This window comes from Pseudomonas sp. HP_08 (assembly GCF_055284095.1).
Map to the genome: position 1 here is coordinate 169,078 of NZ_JBTOQC010000012.1, position 21,050 is coordinate 190,127.

At 59.0% G+C, this 21,050-nt stretch carries 17 protein-coding genes and 2 pseudogenes; 10 read left to right on the forward strand and 9 right to left on the reverse strand.

The features are described 5' to 3' along the window. Positions 1 to 94: 94 nt before the first annotated feature. On the reverse strand, positions 95 to 460 hold the full coding sequence (locus ACYAS9_RS12345; protein ID WP_463568577.1) for a hypothetical protein: 366 nt from the start codon (positions 458 to 460) through the stop codon (positions 95 to 97). Positions 461 to 754: 294 nt separating this feature from the next. Here ACYAS9_RS12345 and ACYAS9_RS12350 point away from each other — a divergent pair. Continuing rightward, positions 755 to 889: pseudogene (locus ACYAS9_RS12350) on the forward strand (hypothetical protein); the annotation flags it as partial. A 54-nt stretch (positions 890 to 943) separates the two neighbouring features. On the opposite strand, the gene ACYAS9_RS12355 reads toward ACYAS9_RS12350, so the two are convergent. After that, positions 944 to 1,240: an ArsR/SmtB family transcription factor gene (locus tag ACYAS9_RS12355; protein ID WP_463568925.1), complete on the reverse strand. Its 297-nt coding sequence runs from the start codon at positions 1,238 to 1,240 to the stop codon at positions 944 to 946. A 31-nt stretch (positions 1,241 to 1,271) separates the two neighbouring features. On the opposite strand from ACYAS9_RS12355, the pseudogene ACYAS9_RS12360 reads away from it, so the two are divergent. After that, positions 1,272 to 1,658: pseudogene (locus ACYAS9_RS12360) on the forward strand (12-oxophytodienoate reductase); the annotation flags it as partial. A 180-nt stretch (positions 1,659 to 1,838) separates the two neighbouring features. Here the strand turns inward: ACYAS9_RS12360 and ACYAS9_RS12365 are convergent. From ACYAS9_RS12365 to ACYAS9_RS12385, 5 genes are all read right to left on the reverse strand, one after another. Then, a complete protein-coding gene (locus ACYAS9_RS12365; protein ID WP_463568578.1) occupies positions 1,839 to 2,597 on the reverse strand; it encodes an IclR family transcriptional regulator in 759 nt (252 codons plus the stop codon). Between the two features lie 111 nt (positions 2,598 to 2,708). Continuing rightward, positions 2,709 to 3,446: an MFS transporter gene (locus ACYAS9_RS12370; RefSeq protein WP_463568579.1), complete on the reverse strand. Its 738-nt coding sequence runs from the start codon at positions 3,444 to 3,446 to the stop codon at positions 2,709 to 2,711. Then, entirely contained in the window at positions 3,404 to 3,919 is a 516-nt protein-coding gene (locus tag ACYAS9_RS12375) for an MFS transporter (protein WP_463568580.1), read from the reverse strand. Before ACYAS9_RS12375 ends, ACYAS9_RS12370 begins: the two co-directional genes overlap by 43 nt. 232 nt (positions 3,920 to 4,151) lie before the next feature. Then, positions 4,152 to 5,351: a CaiB/BaiF CoA transferase family protein gene (locus tag ACYAS9_RS12380; protein ID WP_463568581.1), complete on the reverse strand. Its 1,200-nt coding sequence runs from the start codon at positions 5,349 to 5,351 to the stop codon at positions 4,152 to 4,154. Next, positions 5,348 to 6,289 (reverse strand): hydroxymethylglutaryl-CoA lyase, encoded by a 942-nt coding sequence (locus ACYAS9_RS12385; protein WP_463568582.1) that lies wholly within the window; start codon positions 6,287 to 6,289, stop codon positions 5,348 to 5,350. Before ACYAS9_RS12385 ends, ACYAS9_RS12380 begins: the two co-directional genes overlap by 4 nt. Before the next feature lie 352 nt (positions 6,290 to 6,641). Between ACYAS9_RS12385 and ACYAS9_RS12390 the strand changes: the two genes are divergently transcribed. Together ACYAS9_RS12390 and ACYAS9_RS12395 are read left to right on the forward strand one after the other, a co-directional pair. After that, the gene (locus ACYAS9_RS12390) at positions 6,642 to 7,568 is read left to right on the forward strand and encodes an SMP-30/gluconolactonase/LRE family protein (protein WP_463568583.1); all 927 of its coding nucleotides are present in this window, start codon (positions 6,642 to 6,644) and stop codon (positions 7,566 to 7,568) included. Positions 7,569 to 7,674: 106 nt separating this feature from the next. Further along, the gene (locus ACYAS9_RS12395) at positions 7,675 to 8,961 is read left to right on the forward strand and encodes a CitMHS family transporter (RefSeq protein WP_463568584.1); all 1,287 of its coding nucleotides are present in this window, start codon (positions 7,675 to 7,677) and stop codon (positions 8,959 to 8,961) included. Between the two features lie 207 nt (positions 8,962 to 9,168). Here ACYAS9_RS12395 and ACYAS9_RS12400 read toward each other — a convergent pair whose 3' ends face one another. Next, positions 9,169 to 10,137, reverse strand: coding sequence for an AraC family transcriptional regulator (locus ACYAS9_RS12400; RefSeq protein ID WP_463568585.1), 969 nt, complete (start codon positions 10,135 to 10,137; stop codon positions 9,169 to 9,171). Between the two features lie 102 nt (positions 10,138 to 10,239). On the opposite strand from ACYAS9_RS12400, the gene ACYAS9_RS12405 reads away from it, so the two are divergent. The 3 genes from ACYAS9_RS12405 to ACYAS9_RS12415 are packed head-to-tail and all read left to right on the forward strand — an operon-like array spanning position 10,240 to position 14,537. Then, positions 10,240 to 11,490, forward strand: a complete 1,251-nt coding sequence (locus ACYAS9_RS12405) for an MFS transporter (protein WP_463568586.1) — start codon at positions 10,240 to 10,242, stop codon at positions 11,488 to 11,490. Positions 11,491 to 11,538: 48 nt separating this feature from the next. Then, a complete protein-coding gene (locus tag ACYAS9_RS12410; protein ID WP_463568587.1) occupies positions 11,539 to 12,888 on the forward strand; it encodes an MFS transporter in 1,350 nt (449 codons plus the stop codon). Next, entirely contained in the window at positions 12,885 to 14,537 is a 1,653-nt protein-coding gene (locus ACYAS9_RS12415) for a N,N-dimethylformamidase beta subunit family domain-containing protein (RefSeq protein ID WP_463568588.1), read from the forward strand. Before ACYAS9_RS12410 ends, ACYAS9_RS12415 begins: the two co-directional genes overlap by 4 nt. A gap of 669 nt (positions 14,538 to 15,206) precedes the next feature. Here ACYAS9_RS12415 and ACYAS9_RS12420 read toward each other — a convergent pair. Next, positions 15,207 to 16,121: a LysR family transcriptional regulator gene (locus ACYAS9_RS12420; protein ID WP_463568589.1), complete on the reverse strand. Its 915-nt coding sequence runs from the start codon at positions 16,119 to 16,121 to the stop codon at positions 15,207 to 15,209. Between the two features lie 331 nt (positions 16,122 to 16,452). Here ACYAS9_RS12420 and ACYAS9_RS12425 point away from each other — a divergent pair, with 331 nt between their 5' ends. The 3 genes from ACYAS9_RS12425 (at position 16,453) to ACYAS9_RS12435 (ending at position 21,047) form a co-directional block, all read left to right on the forward strand. Then, positions 16,453 to 17,475 (forward strand): zinc-dependent alcohol dehydrogenase family protein, encoded by a 1,023-nt coding sequence (locus tag ACYAS9_RS12425; protein WP_463568590.1) that lies wholly within the window; start codon positions 16,453 to 16,455, stop codon positions 17,473 to 17,475. 584 nt (positions 17,476 to 18,059) lie between these two features. Next, positions 18,060 to 19,559 (forward strand): hypothetical protein, encoded by a 1,500-nt coding sequence (locus tag ACYAS9_RS12430; protein WP_463568591.1) that lies wholly within the window; start codon positions 18,060 to 18,062, stop codon positions 19,557 to 19,559. Positions 19,560 to 19,652: 93 nt separating this feature from the next. After that, positions 19,653 to 21,047, forward strand: a complete 1,395-nt coding sequence (locus tag ACYAS9_RS12435; RefSeq protein WP_463568592.1) for an aminotransferase-like domain-containing protein — start codon at positions 19,653 to 19,655, stop codon at positions 21,045 to 21,047. Positions 21,048 to 21,050: the final 3 nt, after the last annotated feature.

Below are 21,050 nucleotides of genomic sequence, written 5' to 3' on the forward strand. Positions count from 1 at the left end.
TGAAGATAAAACCCGGCTGGATAACGCCATCCTTCTGCAAACAGCGGCCGGCGATGTTGCCGAACGATTCGGTGTGACGACAAGTACACCTGAGTCAGGTCTGGCTGCTTTCGCTGCACGCCTCGTTCTGGAGGTAATACGCCGTAGAGCGCTCGACCACCGGCAGCATGCCACTGAGCGGGCGTGCTGAGTTGAGACTCTCCAGACTTTCGCCGGTGCCAAGCAAGGCGACGGTGTGTTGGCTGCAGTTGTAGACATGCCTTGAATACAACGCCCCTAACAAACCATCCCGTCGGGTCACTACCACGCGTTGCTGAATATGGCCGGATTTTTCCAGCAGGGTATGCCGAGCATTGGGGTCGTGAGGAATGTTGATGAGCGTTTCGGCTGCCTGAGCCAGAGCCGCTTGTGTCATACAGGCAGGGATCAATAAGGCCAGCCAGAGTGCTTGAATGTTCATCAGTGCTTCCTGCGGATGAGACGGCGCGTCATGCGTATCCCGAGATTATGGGATCCAAAAAAATGGGCATAGCGCCGCTTATCGGCCTGTGCAGCGCTCTGGCACAACTCTCTGAGAGTTATTGAACATCCTGTTGTGCAACAGCCACTTGGCAACGGTTTCCGGCAAGCGTCAGTGCCATGACGCTTGCTACTCTCAGGATTTGCCGACCAGTGGTGCGCAGCACGCTTTCCAGATCTGGCGCATGCAGTTCTTGAGCAGCCGTTTTTTTGATGGAAACAACGGAGCTGGTGGGAACAGGCGCTTCACTCGATTGGCGGACTGTACGAGGTCGAGCGAAACGCCAAGGAAATGAGAGACGAAGATCGCTGGCGATTACGCCAGGAAACAGCGGTGCCCGCCGAAAAACTGCATCAGTGGATGCCTGCCTGATCTGTGCAAGGTGTGCGTACCACAGTGGAATCGATCATTCAGGTGTCCATATCAACCAACCTTTCCCGGTCCAGCCGGATGTATATTGAAATGACTGAGTATGGAGCTGATCAGTCCTGGAAAGCGCATTTCAACATCCTCCTGCCGAAGAGCGTTCATATGGGTTGCACCAACGCTGCGCGTGCGCATCAACCCCGCATCACGCAGAACTCTGAAGTGGTGAGAGGCGCTTGATTTAGGTCGGCCGCCATCTAGCTCGCCACAGGTCGCTTCATTCACATCAGCAAGGTGACGAATAATGTTCATGCGCACAGGATCGCTCAAGGCATAAAGAACACGCTCAAGAATGAACTCCTCGGGTTCCGGATGTTTGAATGCTCTGGAGGACTGGCTGCTGCCATTGGTCGAGGCAGGTGTCGACGTCCTGCACTGCTCACAACGCCGCTTCTGGGAACCCGAGTTCCCTGAGATTGACGGTGAGAACGGCCTGAACTGCGCAGGCTGGGCGAAGAAAGTCACCGGCGCCGCGACCATCAGTGTGGGTTCGGTCGGGCTGGAGAATGATGTTACCAACGCCTTCGCCGGCAAGGGATCAACCCCGGCGAGCCTGGATCGGCTTATCGAGCGCATGGAACGCGAAGAGTTTGATCTGATTGCAGTAGGGCGTGCTCTGCTGAGTGACAAGGATTGGGTCGCCAAAGTGGAGAAACGCGATTACGCCGATCTGAAGGGTTTCAATCCGGCATCGTTAGCCGAATTGATTTGAGCATCGCAGTGCAAAGGAACGTGTGACACCGCGAAGGTTTCAGTTTGAGGGGGCAGAGCTCTGGCCTGGTGTTGCGAGGTCGAGATCGCCCCCTTGTTGAGTGCGCCATGACCAACGGATCAAGGCCACTCAACAAAACTGCGCACCGCATCGTGCGCTAATGCCAGCGGGCGTTTGTAATCAGTCATCGCCATTGATAGCGGTGACATAAACCCCGGTCAGTCCTCCCAATGCAGCGGTCGCTTGCGATGCTTTTCTCAAGACAGTGGAGCGGACGCGCTTGATTTGCTCGGCGTTGAATCGATCTGCGGGCCCCGACAGAGTCAACGCGCCGACCAGTTCGTTTTCAGTGCCAAACACCGGAACGGAAATCGCAGCCGTGTCTGGATCCCGCTCTCCGAATGAGACTGCCCAGCACTGTTCGCGGATGGATTCAAGGGATGGGTCTTTTGCTGCGCCAAATGCGCGAAGGACTTTGCCTGAAGCACCCGCATTGATGGGGAATCGATCTCCTTCATGAATGGAAACACGTACCGATCGTTTAGGTTCGACACGGAGCAAGACGACTCTGCTTGCTCCTTGCGCAACATAAAATGATGAGGTTTCCGCGCATTCCTGGGACAGCGCTTCGAGTATGGGCAGTAGCGCATCACGCAGGTTGAAGGCGCCCTGATAAAGCTGGGCGAGCCGAAGAGGTTCGTGCCCGACAGCAAATTGACCGTCCGCCAGTCTGCGTATGAAGCCTGCGCGCTCCAAAGAGGTCATCAGGCGCAAGATCGTACTTTTGTACAGGCCTGTGCGCCGTGATATTTCAGCCAAAGGCAGGCTGGGGCGATCGGAATCGAACGCTGCGAGAATCGCAAAGGCCCGGTCTACGGCGGCGACACCGCCTGCTGCTTCATTATTGTCGTCACTTGCTGGGGTGTTGTAGGTAGGCATAGCGTCACTTTTGGTGCTTGAAAAAGGCCTGCCACTGGGCAGGCCAACCCGAGCTGCTTAAATCCCAACATAGAGAATCCAGCCTTCGGGTGCAACAGAACACTGTTCTGATCAGGCTTCTCGCATAAACAGCTTGAGCACCAGTGCCATCACGGCAGCGAAAAACAGAATGCAGCCCATCACCATCAGCCCTGCGGTGAAGGACTGCGTGGTTTCTTTCAGATAACCCATCAGCGACGGTCCAACGAAACCGCCGAACGCTCCAATTGAGTTGATAAGGGCAATGCCACCCGCTGCCGCCTGACCACTGAGAAATTTGGCGGGCAGTGTGTAAAAAATGGTCTTGGCCGAAATGGTACCGACCAACGCCAGCGTGATACCTATCAGCGCAGGAATCAACGCGCTCATCTGAAGCGCGAGCATCAGGGCCAGCCCGGCCAGAACCAACGCAATCACAAGGTTCAGAATCCCTTTGCCGGTCCGGTCCACATGCCTGGCCCAAAACAGCAATCCTATGGTCGAGAAGAAATAGGGGATGGATGCAATCCAGCCAATCATGCTCAGCTCTACGCCTTGCGCCTTGAGCATTTGTGGCAGCCAGATACCTATTCCGTATGTACCAATCGTGAAGCTGAAAGTGATCGAACTGAGAATCCATACACGAGGGTCTTTGAGCGCTCCCTTGAATGCATGACTCTTTTGAGTTTTGCCCGTCTCCGCTGCCAGAAGCGAGTCCAGTGCATCGCGCTCCTCAGTGCTGAGCCATTTGGCTTCGCTGGGCCGATTGGCGAGTACTTTCAGGGTAATCAGCCCCAAAACGCATGCTGGAAGCCCTTCAATGATGAACATCCACTGCCAGCCGGCCAATCCCCAAGCGCACCGTGCATCTGCAGCAGCCAGATAGACAGCGGACCGCCCACAAGAAACGAAATCGGCGTCGCGACGGTAAACCAGGCCAATACGCGGGTACGGTACTGGAGTGGAAACCAAAGAGTCAGAAAGAAGATGACGCCGGGGAAGAATCCTGCCTCAGCCACGCCGAGAATGAAGCGAATGATGTAGAAGCTGTAGGGCCCGACCACAAGAGCGGTGGCAGCTGCTGCCAGCCCCCAGGTGATCATAATCCGGGCCATCCAGAGCCTGGCGCCATAGCGATACATGGCAAGATTGCTAGGGACTTCGCATAAGCAATATCCAACGAACATGATGCCTGCACCCAGCCCGAACTGGGAGGCTGTCAGGCCAAGCTGATCCGTCATTTGCAACGCGGCATAGCCAACGCTCGTACGGTCCAGATAGTTAAAGAAGTAAGCCAGAGCCAAGAGCGGGATCAGTCGCCATGCAGCTTTGCGCAGCGCGCGTTGCTGGAGTTCGGACAGCTCAAGGGGTTGTGCCAGGGAGCAGCGTTTGCTGGAGTCGTGACGTTAGCCATGACAGGTTCCTCGATATTGTTCTTATGTACGGTCAGACGAAGTGGGCAACGTCGATGCATGGCCAACACCCGATGGGCGTTGGCACTGCACATTTATTGGCGCCAGTTCTTGTGCGGATCTATCAGAGTCGAACCAGACCGGCGGATGCCAGGTCATTGATTGCGCTACTTTCGTACCCCAACTCGGTCAACAGCTCCCGCGAGTGACTGCCGATTTCAGGCACTGGCAGTCGTGCACCAAAACGCTGGCCATCCATTTCAAATGGCAGCATCGGCACTTTTGTTGTTTGCCCATTACCGAGCGCCAGTTCAGTCAGCCCACCCGACTCATTCAGGTGTTTATCATCGAAGAGATCTTCCGGACGTTGAATTGGCGAGAAAGGCAGGCCGGCCATTTCGCACAGCGCCATGACGGACGCTTTGTCCATAGCCTGGAGACGCTCGCGCACAATTGGCATGATTCGCTCACGGGCCTGCACACGCTGGTTATTGCGGGCTAACGAGTCATCATTGGAGAATTCCGGGAAATCGAATGCTTTGCAGAATTCGACCCATTGGCTATCGCTCACGACGCCCAGGAATACCTGCTGGCCTTCTGCAGCAGTTTCGAAAACGTCATAAATAGCCCAGGCAGAAATGCGGCTTGGCATCGGTGCTGCGGCCGCCCCGGTCACCACCTTTTGCATCATGTGCTGCGCGACCAGGAACGCGGAGTTTTCGAACAGACCGGTCTGGACAAACTGACCCTTGCCACTGTCTTTGCGCTGGAGGAGGGCTGCCAATACAGAGATAGCGCTGAACATACCGCCCATCACATCGTTGACCGACGCACCTGCGCGCAGTGGACGACCAACCGGGCCGGTCATGTAGGCGAGCCCGGTCATCATCTGGACAACCTCGTCCAGCGCTGTCCGTTTTTCATAGGGGCCAGGCAGGAAGCCTTTCATCGAGCTGTAGATAATATCTGGCTTGATCGCCTTGATCGCGTCGTAGCCAAGGCCCAGTTTCTCCATGGCGCCTGGACGAAAGTTCTCCGTCACCACATCTGCGGTAGCGATCAGTTTCTTGACCGCGGCCATTCCTTCTTGCGACTTGATATCGACGGCGAAGCTTTTCTTGTTGCGGTTGTAAGTCAGCCAGTAGCCTGCGCCGGACCCCATCAGGCGACGGGTATTGTCACCTTCAGGAACGGGCTCTACCTTGATCACCTCTGCGCCAAGATCTGCAAGCAGCAGGCCACAGGTTGGCCCCATGACCATATGAACGAACTCAATGACTCGGATGCCGGCAAGTGGCAGTGATTTGTCCGGGGACTGGCTCATACTGCCTCCTTCGCATAGGTAAAGTTTTTTCCAACACCGGCATCGGGGATAAAGCCATACAAGGCCTCACCTGGAAGGCCTTGGCGCAGCCACTCGCGTGCAGCGACCAGACGATCGATATCGACGCCGGTTCGCAAACCCATGGACTCGAGCAGGTAAACCAAATCTTCGGTCACGATGTTGCCTGAGGCGCCGGGAGCGTATGGACAGCCGCCAATACCGCCCTGTGACGCATCGAAGACCGTCACGCCAGCCTCGAGCGCCGCGACAACATTGGCCAGGCCTTGACCGCGCGTATTGTGGAAATGGGCGCTTCCGGCCAAGGCGCCAAGCTCATTTCGCAGCCGGGTGAATACTCGACGAACCTGAGCCGGGTTGGCGTAGCCGACAGTGTCTGCCAGTCCGACCTCATCGACTCCCAACCCGGCCATCTTTATCGCCATGGCGATGCTCTCGTCTTCAGTAACCACGCCTTGAATGGTGCAACCGAAAACGGTGGAAAGGCCGGCCTCGATGGCGACTCCGGGGAACTGCTCATTGCGCAGCGCAACCACAGCCCTGACCTCTTCAAAGACCTGAGCGTGCGTTTTACGAACATTGGAAAGGGAGTGAGGTTCGCTGACGGAGATCGGTAGCGTGATTTTCTGAACGCCCGACTCGAAGGCTGCCTGTGCGCCCTTGAGATTCGGCACAAGCGCGGTGACGAAGAGGCCGGAAATCTGACGAGCGTGAACAACCAGTTCAGCGCAGTCGGCCATCTGCGGAAGAAGTTTTGGCGGTACGAACGATCCAACTTCGATCTCGCGCAATCCCGACTCGGCCAGTGCCGAGAGCCAGCGAAGTTTCAACTCGGTAGGCATGGTTGCCTTGATGCTTTGCAGGCCATCGCGGGGGGCGACTTCACTGACCAATACATCGATATCTGAACCGTGGTGCATGGAGGTTCTCCTCATCGGCTGGAGAGCCTTTGGAACATTCACGCGGCAGGCTATTGGGGTAGCACAGGTCCGTATTTTATGATTGTTCTGTTAGGCAGAATGACGTTCTGTTAAATAGTATCTGCGCCATTTTCTTATGCTGTCAATGCCCATTCATGCTTGTTGAAGCACGCAGGAAGAAAAATATTTGTGCATGTGTACGGCTTGACAGATGCCATTAAATTTTGGAAAAGTGTTTCGTACAAAGAAATGGTGTTCTGTCAGATAGAACATTAAATATAAGAATGCGTATCTGGATACTCACCCATCGCCGAAAATGGATGCAGTGCCTGCGCGCTTTGCGGAGATCTCCATGAGCCTTTATGCCCCTCCCCAGGACCTCCAGACCGAAGTTTTCAGCCGCATGCCTGAGAAATTCTGGCGCGATGGCGATTCGGATTGGGTAAGAGCCAACAAACCTGGCCAGGTCGTCAGTTGCTTTCTTGAAGGCCCGTCGTTCGACAAAGCCGGAAATCTCTATGTGACGGACATTCCCTACGGTCGAATTTTCCGTATTTCTCCTGCCGGCGAGTGGGAGCTGGTAGTCGAGTACGATGGCTGGCCAAACGGGTTAAAGATCCATGCAGATGGTCGTATCTTTGTCGCGGACTACAAGCGCGGCATCATGGTGCTCGACCCTGCCACCAAGACCATCGAGCCTTTCCTCACCCATCGGCGTAGCGAGGGTTTCAAAGGGGTCAACGATCTTTTCTTCGATCAGGAAGGGCGCCTCTATTTCACTGACCAGGGCCAGTCAGGCATGCACGACCCGTCCGGTCGTGTATTTCGATACGACCTGCAAACGCAGCGACTGGACTGCCTCATCGACAACGGCCCGAGCCCGAACGGCCTGGTGCTGGATCTGAAAGAACAAGCATTGTTCGTCGCCATGACTCGTGGAAATGCGGTGTGGCGGCTACCTATCCAGAAAGACGGCTTTACCTCGAAGGTGGGCATTTTCAGCGCCATGGCTGGTGGAGTCAGTGGTGCAGACGGTATGGCTCTGGACGATGAGGGTAATTTGTACGTCTGCGATGCCGGTAACGGCTGCGTATGGGTCTTCGATGCTCATGCCGTGCCAATGTATCGGATTCGGGCATGCTCGACCGGCAAGACCGTTACCAATCTGGCTTTCGGCGGCGAGGGCAATCGCACGCTGTTCATCACGGAATCGGCTACTGGTCACATTCTGAAAGTGCACTTGCGCCACGCAGGAAAAAAACTCTTCTCCCACGCCTGAGCTGAAATAACTCGCCACGTCTATGCGTGACCGCGTAGGCGTCCGCTCGTCCAGAAGATGAGCACACGAAAGTCTTCACTATAAAACCGATAAGACGAGGGACTTCATGATCACGATCCTGAGCTACACCATGATCATCTGCTTCATGTACCTGATCATGTCAAAGCGGCTCTCTCCGTTGGTGGCATTGATACTGGTACCTGTTGTATTTGCCTGCGCAGCCGGGTTCGCTGGCGAGCTGGGCCCGATGATGTTTGATGGCGTGAAGATGCTTGCTCCCACGGGCATCATGCTGACGTTCGCCATCCTGTACTTCTGCATGATGACCGATGCTGGACTGTTCAACCCGCTGATTGAAACAGTCATCAGAGTCGTCAAGGGTGATCCTCTGAAAATCGTATTGGGCACAGCTGTTCTGGGGATATGCGTTGGCCTGGATGGCGATGGGGCAACCACTTACATCATCACCACAGCCGCTCTTTTGCCCCTGTACCGTCAGACAGGTATCCGCCCGCAAGTCATGGCAACCGTACTGCTGCTCACAATAGGTGTGATGAATATCCTGCCTTGGGCAGGCCCGTTCTCCCGTGCCGCCAGCGCCATGCATGTCGACATCACTGAGTTGTTCATCGAGATGCTGCCGATCATGTTGGCGGGCCTGGCCTGGGTGTTGCTGGTAGCCACCATCCTGGGCCGCCAAGAGCGCAAAAGACTCGGAGTGGCACGAATCGATCTGGAGAACCTCATTGCTGAGCTTGAGCAATCCAGGCTCACTGGCTGGCGATTTATCTTCAGCGCCATGCTGACGGTCACGTTGATCGCGCTGATGATGCTGAACGTCATGCCTCTGTCGACATTATTCATGATCGCCTTCGGCTTGGGGCTTGTCGTCAACTACCCTACGTTGAAGGCGCAGAAAGAAGTCATCGACAAATACGCGGGAAGTGTCCTCTCGGTAACGTTACTGATCTTCGCTGCAGGCATATTTGTAGGCGTCATGTCAGGGACGGGAATGATCAAGGCCGTTTCTGAAAGCCTGGTGCAGATCATTCCGGAGTCGGCTGGCCAGTTTATGTCGGTCTTCACCGCCATTATCAGTATGCCGTTCACTTACATCCTCACCAATGACGCATTTTACTTCGGTATTTTGCCCATCCTGGCTGAGACCGCTGCGCATTATGGTATCGATGGGAAAGAAATGGCCGTCGCAGGATTGATTGGCCAGCCTGTTCACCTGTTGAGCCCGCTGGTGGCATCAACTTACTTGCTATGCGGCCTGCTTAACGTTGACTACGGAGATAACCAGCGCGCTTCGATTGGTTGGAGTATGGGCACCTGCCTGGTCATGTTCATCGCTGCCGTCCTCTTTGGCTCGATCACGGTTTTAGCCTGATCCGCCTGCCCGGTCTAAACAGCCCTGCAGCCAGCCGGCTTTCGGAGTGTCCGCTCTGCGGCCGGCCTGTTTGAAGTTGCCTGCTCTTATCTGATGTTCTGAACGTCGAGCCCCTCGCGTGGCCACCATCCACACCGGTACATTCCTCGACGTTACGGGCGGTCAATGAATCAGAGGCACGGATCATCCAACTGCTTGCGCTCGGTTTCAAGTAACAGCGGGCTGCCTCACCTTGCGACTCAATCCCGGTGTCTGGCCCGTAATGCGCTTGAATGCACGACTGAAAGCGGCCTGCGATGTATAGCCCAAACGCTGCGCTACCTCTTCAATCGGCAGCCTTTCGAGGGTCAGCCACTGGCTCGCGAGCCGCATTCGCAGTTCGGTGACATAGCGCAGCGGGGCCATGCCAATCGTCGCCTGGAAGCGGTCCGCGAAAACCGAGCGTGAGGTATTACAGTGCTCTGCCAACTGCGCAACGGTCCAGTCGCGGCCCGGTTGCTGATGAAGTGCAAGCAGTGCACCGGCCAGGCGTGGATCGCGCAAGGCGGCGACCAGGCCAGAGGCATTTCCGCAGGCGCACTCCACCCAGCCGCGAACGACCATGGCAGCCACCACGTCGGCCAACCGCGCAAGGATACCGGCGAAGCCGACACGGGCGGCGCTGACCTCGCGTTCCATGGTGGTCAGGATCGGCACCAGCCCGGGGTAACGCTGGCCGCCGGCATCAATCAGCATCAGGCCCGGCATCAGCCGGCCAAGGCCATGGATACTGCCCAGTTCAAACTCCATGCAACCACTGAACACAATTGTGCTCGGCGTGGGGCTGGCATCGGTTCCGGTATCCACCGCGCTGACGGTGTCGCCCAAGGGCGCGCCGTCCAGACGGTCGATGTCTTGAACGGACACATCCGCATGGGAAGCCAGTTGATGGGCTGCGCCGTGGGAGATGAACACGGCGTTGCCGGCAGACAGCGCGTAGGTGCTGCCGTCCTCCATTTGCAGCAGCGCATTGCCGACGGCCATGAAGTGGAACCAGGCGTGCCCGGGCTTTTCCGCAAAACCCAAACCAAAGGTCGGGCCCGCCTGGATACGCCGGTATTCAACGCCACGCAGGCGCATGCCGCGCAACAGCTCGTTGATGAGGTCCGAGGAGAGAGCAAACTGATCTGCAGGCATCGTTCAGGTGTTTTAGTCAAAAAGTAGAGACTTTGGATCATAGATCATCCAGTTTTCGGCGCCTAGACTTCGGCTCGCAATGAAAATTGGGAGATCCGAGCAATGACTGACTGTGTATGTAACGCCGTGTCCGACCGCCATCCCGGCATCGGCGCGGACGTAGAGCCTGCGACGCCCGCGTGGATGGCCGTCTTCTCGTTGGCAATGGGAGTGTTCGGATTACTGACCGCTGAGTACCTTCCGGCCAGTTTGCTGACACTGATGGCTACCGACCTGGGCGTGTCCGAAGCGCTGGCCGGGCAAGCGGTAACGGTGACAGCCGTGGTGGCGCTGTTTGCCGGCTTGTTGGTGCCAGGCCTGACCCGCAGCATCGACCGGCGTTGGGTGTTGCTGGGTTTTTCCACGCTGATGGTCGCCTCCAATCTGTTGGTCGCCATTTCCTCCAGCTTTGCGGTGCTGTTGTTGATGCGCATCTTGCTGGGCATTGCCCTGGGCGGGTTCTGGAGCATGGCGGCGGCAGTAGCGATGCGCCTGGTGCCGAGTGCCTTGTTACCCCGGGCGCTGTCGATCATTTTCAGCGGCATTGCCATCGGCACGGTCGTGGCAGTGCCGCTGGGCAGCTATCTGGGCGGGCTATATGGCTGGCGCAGCGCGTTCTTTGCAGCGGCAGCGGTCGGCATGGTGACCCTGGCTTTCCAGTCCTTCACTCTGCCGCGCCTCGCGCCGCGCCGGCCGGCACGTCTGCGCACCGTTTTCGAGGTGTTGCAGCGTCCGGGCATCGCCATCGGGATGTTCGGTTGCGTGCTGGTGCACAGCGGCCACTTCGCGATGTTCACCTATGTTCGGCCGTTCCTTGAAGGGACGACCGGCATCGGCCCGCAAGGGCTGTCACTGATGCTGCTGGGGTTCGGTGTGGCGAACTTCGCCGGCACGTTGTTGGCCGGCAAGCTGCTGGAGCGCCACCCGCTGGCCACCCTGGTGCTGATGCCCGCACTCGTCGGCGTTGCGGCACTGGCGTTGGTGCTGTTGCCGGCCTCGGTGCCGGGGCAGGCGGTACTGCTGGCGATCTGGGGCCTGGCCTTTGGTGGTGTGCCGGTGGCGTGGTCGAACTGGGTCGCCAGCGCGGTACCTGATCAGGCGGAAAGCGCCGGAGGCATGGTAGTGGCCTCTGTGCAGTCAGCCATTGCCACCGGTGCCGCCGCTGGCGGTGCAATGTTCAGCCTCGGTGGCAGCGCAGGTGTATTCGTCGCGGCGGCCGTGCTGATGCTGCTGGCCGCGTTGCTGATTGCGCTGCGTGTCCGCGTCCCTTCTGCCCATGGCGCTCGCCAGCCCAAACCCGCGCTGCACCTTTGATCCGGTTTGCCAAACCGCCTCGATCCGTCCGTCACCAGGAGATACCCCATGAACAATACGACGTCTCACCAAGGACGCCTCAAATCGTTGCGCGCAGCAGGCATCGGCAATGCGCTCGAATGGTTTGACTGGACCCTGTACGCAACCTTTTCGGTGTACCTGGCCAGCAACCTGTTCGACAAGACCGATGCGCGCTCGGCGATGCTCGCGACGCTTGCTGTGTTTGCGGTTGGCTTTGTCGCACGCCCTGTCGGCGGATGGTTGTTTGGCCGATTGAGCGACCGGCTGGGGCGCCGGACCATCATGGTGCTCACCATGCTTTTACTGGCGATCAGCAGCCTGGGCATCGCGCTTATCCCTGACTATCAGAGCATCGGCCTGTATGCCTCGGTCGCACTGTTGTTTTTCCGCCTGATGCAGGGGCTCGCCCATGGCGGGGAGACAGGGGTTTCCTATACCTACGTCGCCGAGATCGCGCCAAGCAAACACCGTGGTTTATGGTCGAGCTCGGTCTATGTGGGGGTGACGCTGGGAGTGATGTCAGCCACGGCCGTGGCGGCAGCGCTGACCTGGCTGCTGGGCGCGCAGGCAATGGGTGACTACGGCTGGAGGATCGGTTTTGCCATCGGTGGAGTCCTCGGCATTTATGCTTTGTTCTTGCGCCGCGGCGCGCAGGAATCTCATGTGTTCGTAGAACAGCAGGGGCAAGCGCAGCCGCCGCGCAAGCTGTCCACGGGGGAGATGCTACGCGTGGCACGTAACATCGTCATGCTTGCAGCGGCCGCCAATGTCACTTACTACGCCTGGGTCACGTTCGGCGCTTCGACGGCGATTGCCCAGGGCATGGACGCCACGGGGGCCTATGTGGCCAGTCTTCTCGCGCAGGTCCTCTGCGTGTGCTGGTTGCCGGTCTGCGGAATGTTGTCCGATCGGGTAGGGCGCCGGCCCATGGTCATCGCCTGGGGCCTGGGTGTGATCGTGCTGACCTATCCCATTTCAATAATGGTGACCACTGAGCCCTATACGCTGTTTTTGGCCCAGGTGCTGGGGCTTGGCGCCTGGTCGTTGATCGCGGCGATTTTCCCCGCGGTGCTGTCCGAGCAGGTGCCGACCCAGGCACGCGCGCAGGGCGTCGGTCTGGTCTCGTCGGTTTCAGTGGCGATCTTTGGCGGCACCGCCCCTTATCTGCACAACTACCTTGGCGGCGCCGACCTTGGCTATCTGTACGTCAGCTACGTGATCGGGTTGGGCGTAGTCACCGTTCTGGCAGGGTTTCTTATCGACGAAACGGCGGGCATCGACCTTGCGCATATCGAGGCGCCCGGCGCTCGAGCCGGCGTAAATACATTGACTGGTCGAGCCACAGAGTCAGCCGAACAAAGGAGTACGACTCAATGAATGCCACAGACCTGAAAAACGCCGCTGCACGAGGTGAACGACCGGGCGCCAACGTGACCGTCAGCCAGACTTCAGGCCCCCGTCAGGCCGCACGCGAGACCTGGGTCGAAGTTCCTTCCGAGTCGGGCCCGGCGGCCGCCTGGTGCTACTCGGACCGCCGCACCTACAGTCCGGGTGATTCGGTTTGCCTGTACGTGTCGTCAAACCGCCTGCACGTGAGGCTGCGGATCTATCGTGATGGCGCCATCGCCCGCACGCTGCATACCACCGACCGCCTCGATGCTCGATTTCACCCCATACCCGAACGTGCCTATGAGCATGGCTGCCAATGGCCTGTTTTCATGCAGTGGTCAGTCCCGACGGATGCGGAGCAGGGTGGCTATATCGTGGAAATACGCGATGGTGCTGACAGCGTCCTCGGGCATCACCTGTTTATCGTCAAGGCGCTGCGCAAGCGTGCCGATGCCTTGGTGCTCGTCGCCGCCACATCGACATGGGCCGCCTATAACGACTGGGGCGGTGCCAATCATTACTTTGGCCTTCACCCCGGCACGCCGCGTGGCCGCTCACCGTTGCTGTCGGCACAGCGCCCCTGGGCGCGAGGGCTGGTCTGGCTGCCGGAAGGCGCACCACGTTGCGTCAACGCGACACGGCCCCGCAAGCCAGGTCCGGCGCGCTATGAGTTCATCGAATGGGCCTCCCTCAACGGCTACGCCAAATACTACGCGCTGGCGGGATGGGCTTCCTACGAGAGACCTTTTGTGGTCTGGGCCGAACAGCAGGGTTATACGGTGCATGTCGTGACCCAGGACGATTTGCATCACGACCCGCACGCGCTCGAAGGCTACGCCTGCGCCGTCTTCATCGGCCACGACGAGTACTGGACGCGGGAAATGCGTGACCATGTCGACGCCTTTGTCGAGGAGGGCGGCAAGGTCGCGCGCTTTGCCGGCAATTTCATGTGGCAGATCCGCCTGGAAGATGGAGGCCGGCGGCAGGTGGCCTACAAGTACGATGCCGGTGCGCTCGATCCTGTGGCTGCTACCGAGCCTCATCGGCTAACCGGGGCCTGGGAAGATCCGAGGGTAAATCACCCCGGGGCAACGACGTTCGGGGTGAATGCCCTGCGCGGGATATACGGCAGCTTTGGGGGAATGGCACCGCGCAGCCCTCGCGGGTATACCGTCTTCAGGCCTGAGCACTGGGCGTTCATGGGGACGGGCCTGGGTTACGCGGACATGTTCGCAGACGAAGCCAACATCTTTGGCTATGAAGTGGATGGCCTCGAATACACGTTCGTCGACGGCCTCCCCGAACCACTCGGCACCGACGGCGCGCCCTGCGGATTGCAAATCCTCGCAATGGGCTGGGCGACCAATGCCGAGCATGGCCGCGCCGAGGATGCCTATTCATTCATGCTCGGCGATGGCGATGCCCGGTTTCGTGCCTCCATCCTGGCACCCGACCTTAGCGACGCCAGCATCGATCTGCATCGCCGCGGGGCCGGCATGGTGGTGCACTTTCACAAAGGTCGAGGTGAGGTCTTTACCGCCGCCACGTGCGAATGGGTTCATGGGCTCATGCAGGCAGACATCTACACCGTGATGATCACAAAAAATGTGCTTGAGCGTTTCTTGCGCACGACGTAGGAGCGAGCGCCAGCTCGCGAAAGGGCCAGTAAAATCAACACATTTGAGGGTGACTGCACCTTAGCATTCGCGAGCTGGCGCTCCCTCCCACAGATTTTGGGCTGGCCTTGATACTGAGTACGACACAAATTGCGTAGGAGTGAGCGCAGCTCGCGAAAGGGCCAGTGAAATCAGCACATTTTAGGGTGACTGCACCTTAGCCTTCGCGAGCTAGCGCTCCCTCCCACAGATTTTGGGCAGGCCTTGATATTGAGTACGACACAAATTGCGTATGAGCGAGCGCAGCTCGCGAAAGGGCCAGTAAAATCAGCACATTTTAGGGTGACTGCACCTTAGCATTCGCGAGCTAGCGCTCCCTCCCACAGATTTTGGGCAGGCCTTGATACTGAGTACGACACAAATTGCGTAGGAGCGAGCGCAGCTCGCGAAAGGGCCAGTGAAATCAATACATTTGAGGGTGACTGCACCTTCGCCTTCGCGAGCTGACGCTCCCTCCCACAAATTGCGTACGAGGTTCGCTGACCTCCCTCAGCAACTTTTAACGCTAAGGCGCTGGCAGAGCTCACGGCAAGCTTGGAGCGCGTCGATGATGATCTGAGCGCGGTTATGAACATGTTCGACAAACTGGAAAGGCAAAAATAATCAGATAAACAGCCTGCCCGACAACGCCTAAAGACTATCCGGATCCCCGAAAAACATCTGAATCCGCGACCTCAACCACCGTTCCGCCGGATCGTTATCCTGCGCCCCGCGCCAGGCCATATGCAGCTCGAACGTCTGCGATTCCAGCGGCAAATCCTCTGCCCGCACACCGCCATTGGCGGTCAGCACCTCAGCCGCATAGTCGGGCACGGTGGCAATGATGTCGGTGCCGGCCAGTAACGTCGCCAGCCCATTGAATTGCGGCACGGCCAATACCACATGGCGCTTGCGCCCCAGCTTTTCCAGGTACTCGTCCATAAACCCCGACAGGTCGCCGGCAAACGACACCAGCGCATGCGGGCGGGCGCAGAAGTCGTCAAGGCTCAGCGGGCCCGGAATCGTATCGGCGCGCAGCACTTGCGGGCGGCTGCGGCGCAGGACCTTGCGCTTGGCGTTGGCCGGCAGGTCGCTGGTGTAGCTGACGCCCACCGAGATCTCGCCGGAGGCCAGCAGCGCTGGCATCAGGATGTAGTTGACCCGGCGCACCACCAGGACGATGCCCGGCGCTTCGGAGCGCAGGCGTTTGAGCAGTGAGGGCAGCAGGGCAAATTCGACTTCATCGGACAGGCCGATACGAAACACCGCCTGGCTGGTGGCGGGGTCGAATTCCGAGGCACGGCTGACGGCGGTAGAGATCGAGTCCAGCGCCGGCGACAGCAGGCTGAAAATTTCGGTCGCCCTGGCGGTGGGCTCCATGCTGCGACCGGTGCGTACGAACAGCGGGTCGTCGAACAAGCCGCGCAGGCGCGACAGGGCTGCGCTGATCGCCGGCTGACCAAGGAACAGTTTCTCGGCGGCGCGGGTCACGCTGCGTTCGTGCATCAGGGTTTCGAAGACGATCAGCAGGTTGAGGTCAACGCGACGCAGGTCATTGCGGTTCATACGTGTGGGCTCGGGCCATTTGTCGATTCGGGCATGTCGCTGCGGGCTGTAGGAAAACACCCGGTATAGACAGTGGTGCGCATAGTACGGGCAAACCACACAGCGGCGGAACGATTAATTGAGGCCTGGCGCAAGGCATTGACGGTTGCAATGTGCCTGCCAGATGCGAACAATGGCCGCCGCATGGCGCAAGGATGGAACGTCTCGACAGCAGATTGAATCTATTGCGAATCGATGACAGGCATGTCGACTATTAACAGCCACTGACTGGTTCTGCCGGGAAAGCCCGGATAAAGTGCATGGCATCTAGGTTCATAAGGCGAGGTTCTCAATGTCCCGCACGATCCGTTTTCACCAGTTTGGCCCGGCTGAGGTGCTCAAGCTTGAAGAGCACCCAGCCGCGCTGCCTGCGCCTGGCGAAGTGCAAATCCGCGTCCAGGCGATTGGCATCAGCTGGTATGACGTTCTCTGGCGACAGAATCTGGCCAGCTCCAAGGCACGCCTGCCGGCAGGTCTTGGCTACGAGATGGCCGGTGTGGTCACTGCGCTGGGCGCAGGTGTCGACGACCTGGCGGTGGGTGACAAGGTGGCCAGCTTCCCGGCTGCCGACCCCAATCAGCATCCGGTGTACGGCGAAGTCATCGTGCTGCCACGCACCGCCCTGACCCGTTATCCCGACGTGCTGACCCCGGCGCAAGCCAGCGTGCATTACACGCCCTTGCTGATTGCCTATTTCGCGTATGTCGATCTGGCGCGCATCAAGGCCGGGCAGACCGTGCTGGTGACCGATGCCAGCCATTGTGCCGGGCCCTGTTTCGTACAGCTGGGCAAGGCGTTGGGCGTCAAGGTGATTGCCGCGACCAAAACCGACGATGCCCGCGAATACCTGTTGTCGCTGGGTGCCGACAAGGTGGTGGTCACCGAGGAACAGGACCTGCTGATGGCCATCAACAAATACACCGCCAACCGCGGTGTCGATGTGGTGTTCGATGGTCTGGGCGGGCCACAGATGTCGCTGATGGGCGATGTCCTGGCGCCGCGTGGCAGCCTGGTTCTGTACGGCCTGCAAGGCGGCAACCAGACGCCGTTTCCGGCCTGTGCGGCATTCCAGAAGAACATCCAGTTCTATGTGCACTGCCTGGGCAACTTCACCGGCAAGCCGGAACTGGGTATCGACCAGGACGCCGAGTCGCTGCAACGGGCGCTGAGTGATATCAACCAGTTGACAGCTGACCGGGTGTTGCAGCCGTTGACGATTCGTCCGTTTGCCTTTGAGCAGGTGGTCCAGGCGCACCGTTACATGGACGGCTGCCCGATTGGCGGGCGTGCGGTGCTGGAACTCGCGGCTGATTGATTCGGGCTGCGCGAAGGTATCGGCCCTATGCTTTAGTGCCGATACCCTGAATAAAATCTCCTGTTACATTAGTTAGTCAAGGCATTGATTGTTTCCAGTCAATGCCTTTTTTGCTTTTGGCTCCTACAGAGTGCAGTTCATGTTGTAGGAAAGTTCTCTACTAAATAGGGCCTGTGTCTGTCATTTCACCGAGCGATTATACTGCTTGCGTCACACGGCCAGTGTCGGACACTGTGTTGAGCCTCCATTGGCTTGTATTGCTTGTCTTCGGTGGGGCTGGCTGAATGCCAAGGCTGGTCTGGCACGGGGCTTTGCTCAAGGCCGCTGCGCAGTTGCAGAAGACCCGTGCGCCGCCGTGTTTAAACAGTATGAAGTGTGGGTGTGATGTTTAATTTAAGGTGTTTAATTACGCGGTAGTGTGGGGCTTTTGCACGGAGTGGGTCACTTGTAATAGCGATGTCGATATCGATAATGATTTGATAATTACTACTCAGGGAATGAGCCATGTCTGTTTTTCAAATCCATTGTCTACCCCGTGTCGCTACAGAGACGGCTTCAACTTCGCAGTGGGCAGGGCTAGCATGATGAGTGCCATTCACGAGCAAGCAATGAACTATGTCTACCAGCAGGTTTTGCAACGCCTGCTCGGTTACTTCACGCGCGCCGAACGTACCGCCCTGCAACTGCTGATCCAGCGCCTGATCGTGGCCGCAGGCGGGATCGAGCGCATCAGCAGCTTCAAGGTCATGACCGCCTTCAGCGGCGGCAAGGACAGCGCCTACACGGTTGCACTGTTGCGCGCCGCCCAGTTGAGCATTGCCGGCAGAGCGCCGGGCACCTTCAACTTGCGCGTGGCCACCATGCGCCATGCGGGCATGACGCCTGCGGTCATGGGCAACATACACAGGGTCTATTCGGCACTGTTTCTGTATGACGATCCTCGGGTCGAGATGCTGGTTTTCGACAATCAATACACCCATGCCTTCGAGCCGGACCTGCCGTTCTCCAGCGCCGGGCGTGAGCAGAACCGCAGCGACATGCTGCAGGCCGGACACCTGTCGGCCGGCGATGCGCGGACCACGTTCTGTAATAGCTGCTACCTGGGGCTGGCGCAGTTTCTGGGCCGCGCCATCAGCTGGGGCGAGGGCGCAGACGCGGTGCTCAGTGGCGACTCGCGCAAAGAGCAGAAACTCTACATCACCTGGCTGATGCGCCTGGCCCAGGGCAGTGGCTTGCACACCGGTCACTGGCGTAACCAGAACTTGCAGACGGTGATGCGCAGCCTGGACCACATCGGCCAGGCCTGGCTGCAGGAACTGTACGGCGAAGCGGAAGAAGACGCTGCGTGCAGCCGTTTCATGCCGCCCGGCAAACCGCTGAACCCGACGTTTGTGGCGATCAACGACCTCATTTGCGGCAAGGTCGATGAGCACTGGAACCTGCTGACCGAGTTTCTGGCGTTCCGCTTCGATGACCTGGCCTTCAGCTTCAGTGAGTCCGACTGCGCCAACCCGGTATTGATGGCCCACATGCAGGGCCTGCGGGCGCAATGGATCGAGCAGCGCGAGTACGCCGAAGGCATTGCCGACTACCTGATTCTTGCCCGCAGCCTGATGCGCAGCAAACAAATGCCCGTACGCTTGATCGAGCAGGCCATGACGGCCTATGACGGCGCACAGCGCATCGACGTGCGGCGCGAGCTGGCGGCCAGTTTCGCCCAGGACGCCTACGGCCTGAGCGAGGCGCAACTGGTGTGCATGCTGTTCTCGCCGTTCATTGATCAGGGCACGGGGCTGGAGGCGTTTTTGCGTCGGTGTCATCCCGGCATGCTCGTGGCCCTGGCCGATCTGCACCGGGCGCTGGCCGGTCAGAACGCACCGGATCAAGTGCTGCTGTGGCTGGTGGAAATCAGTGGGCTGAGCTTGCGCGGCTTGCAGCGGTTGTATGCCCGCCAGCCGGTGGATTTTGCCGACCCGCAATCGATCATTGCCCGGATTCGCCTCGCCGACCCCGATCAGCGCCGCATCCGGCGGCTTGACCCGGCCAGCGGCCAGACGCATGTCGTCAGGCTTTCCGGCCGCTGACCGCAGCCTTGCGCTTTATCCAGAGACTGTGCCCTTGCCTGAAGGCGATTGCGCGGTTGTTGATGTCAATGCCCCATGCCCCGGTTGCCTGCCATGAAAGATAAAAACGATTTCGCCTACCAGGCGGTGTATCGCTATCTCGTTCGCCTGATCAATGAAGTACAGACCGATTCAACCCTGAAAATGCCCTCGCTGCGCCAACTGGCCCGGCGCCTGCGGGTGTCGATCTCGACCATCCAGAGCGCCTACTCGCTGCTGGAGCAAGAGGGACGCATCTGCTCGGTGCCCAAGTCTGGCTATTACGCCTTGCCCGCCAGCAGCGAAGAGGCATCGGCAGGCGAGGGCGACAGCGTGCTCGACACGCTCTACCGCCATGTGCGCAGGCCCGGAGTGAACATGCTGTCGGGCGACGAGCCGAGCCTGTTGCTGGCGCCGCAAGGGGTATTGCTCGGTATGGAGCGCGAGCTGGTGCGCCAGTACCCGCAACCGCTGGACACCGGTTTTCAGCCGTTTGGCGACCTGGAACTGCGCAGCGCCCTGGCCGCGCGTTACACCCGCGATGCTCAGGACTGCTGGCATGCCGAGCAGGTGTACATCGGTCCCGACCTGCTCGGCATGCTCAAGGCGGTGGTGCAGACCCTGCGCCTGGCCGGCAGCAGCGTGCTGGTCGAATCGCCGTGTACCTGGACGCAATTGCGGCTCTTGCAATCGCTGAACGTGCAGGTGGTGGAAATGCCGCTGGACGATGACGGCAGCGTGCGTCTGGCCGAGCTTGATCATCTGCTGCTGGAGCACAAGATCAGCCTGGCGATCCTGCCTTCACGGCTCAATCCGGTGAGCGGCACCGTCGCGCCGCTGCCCAATCGCCAAGCCATGGCGAAGTTGCTCAATCGCTACCGGATCTGGGTGCTGGAAAACGACAGCCATGGCGAACTGGCCTTCAATCCCCACGACACCTGCCTGCGTGAACTGATCGACCCGCAACGGCTGCTGATCCTCGGCAGTTTCGACAAAGTCCTGGGACCTGAAGCGCCCTACGGTTACCTGTTGTGCAAGCATTTCGAAGCGCTGTGGCAGGAGTACTTTCTGCTGCGTGCCTTCGACCTGCCGCCCGTGCGCCAGAAGGCCATTGCCCGGCTGTGCAACAGCGGGCGGCTGGATCAGCACATTACCGAGCTGCGCAGCCTGCTTGAACAACGCATGCAAGACATGGGGCTGTTGATGGACCAGCATCTGGGCCGCTGGGTACGCTTTGAAATGCCCAAGGGTGGCAGCGGCATCTGGGCTGAAAGCCAGCAATGCGTGGATATGCGTCAGGTATTCGAAACCCTGCTGAACCAGCGTCTGGTCATCGCGCCGGGCGAACTGTTCAGCCTCAGCGGCCTGCACCGCCAGCACCTGCGCATCAGCTACGCCATCGACTGGCACCAAAATGTTTCAGGCGTGCTGGAAACCGTGGGTGAAGCCCTCAAGCAGGCCCGTCGCTAGGCA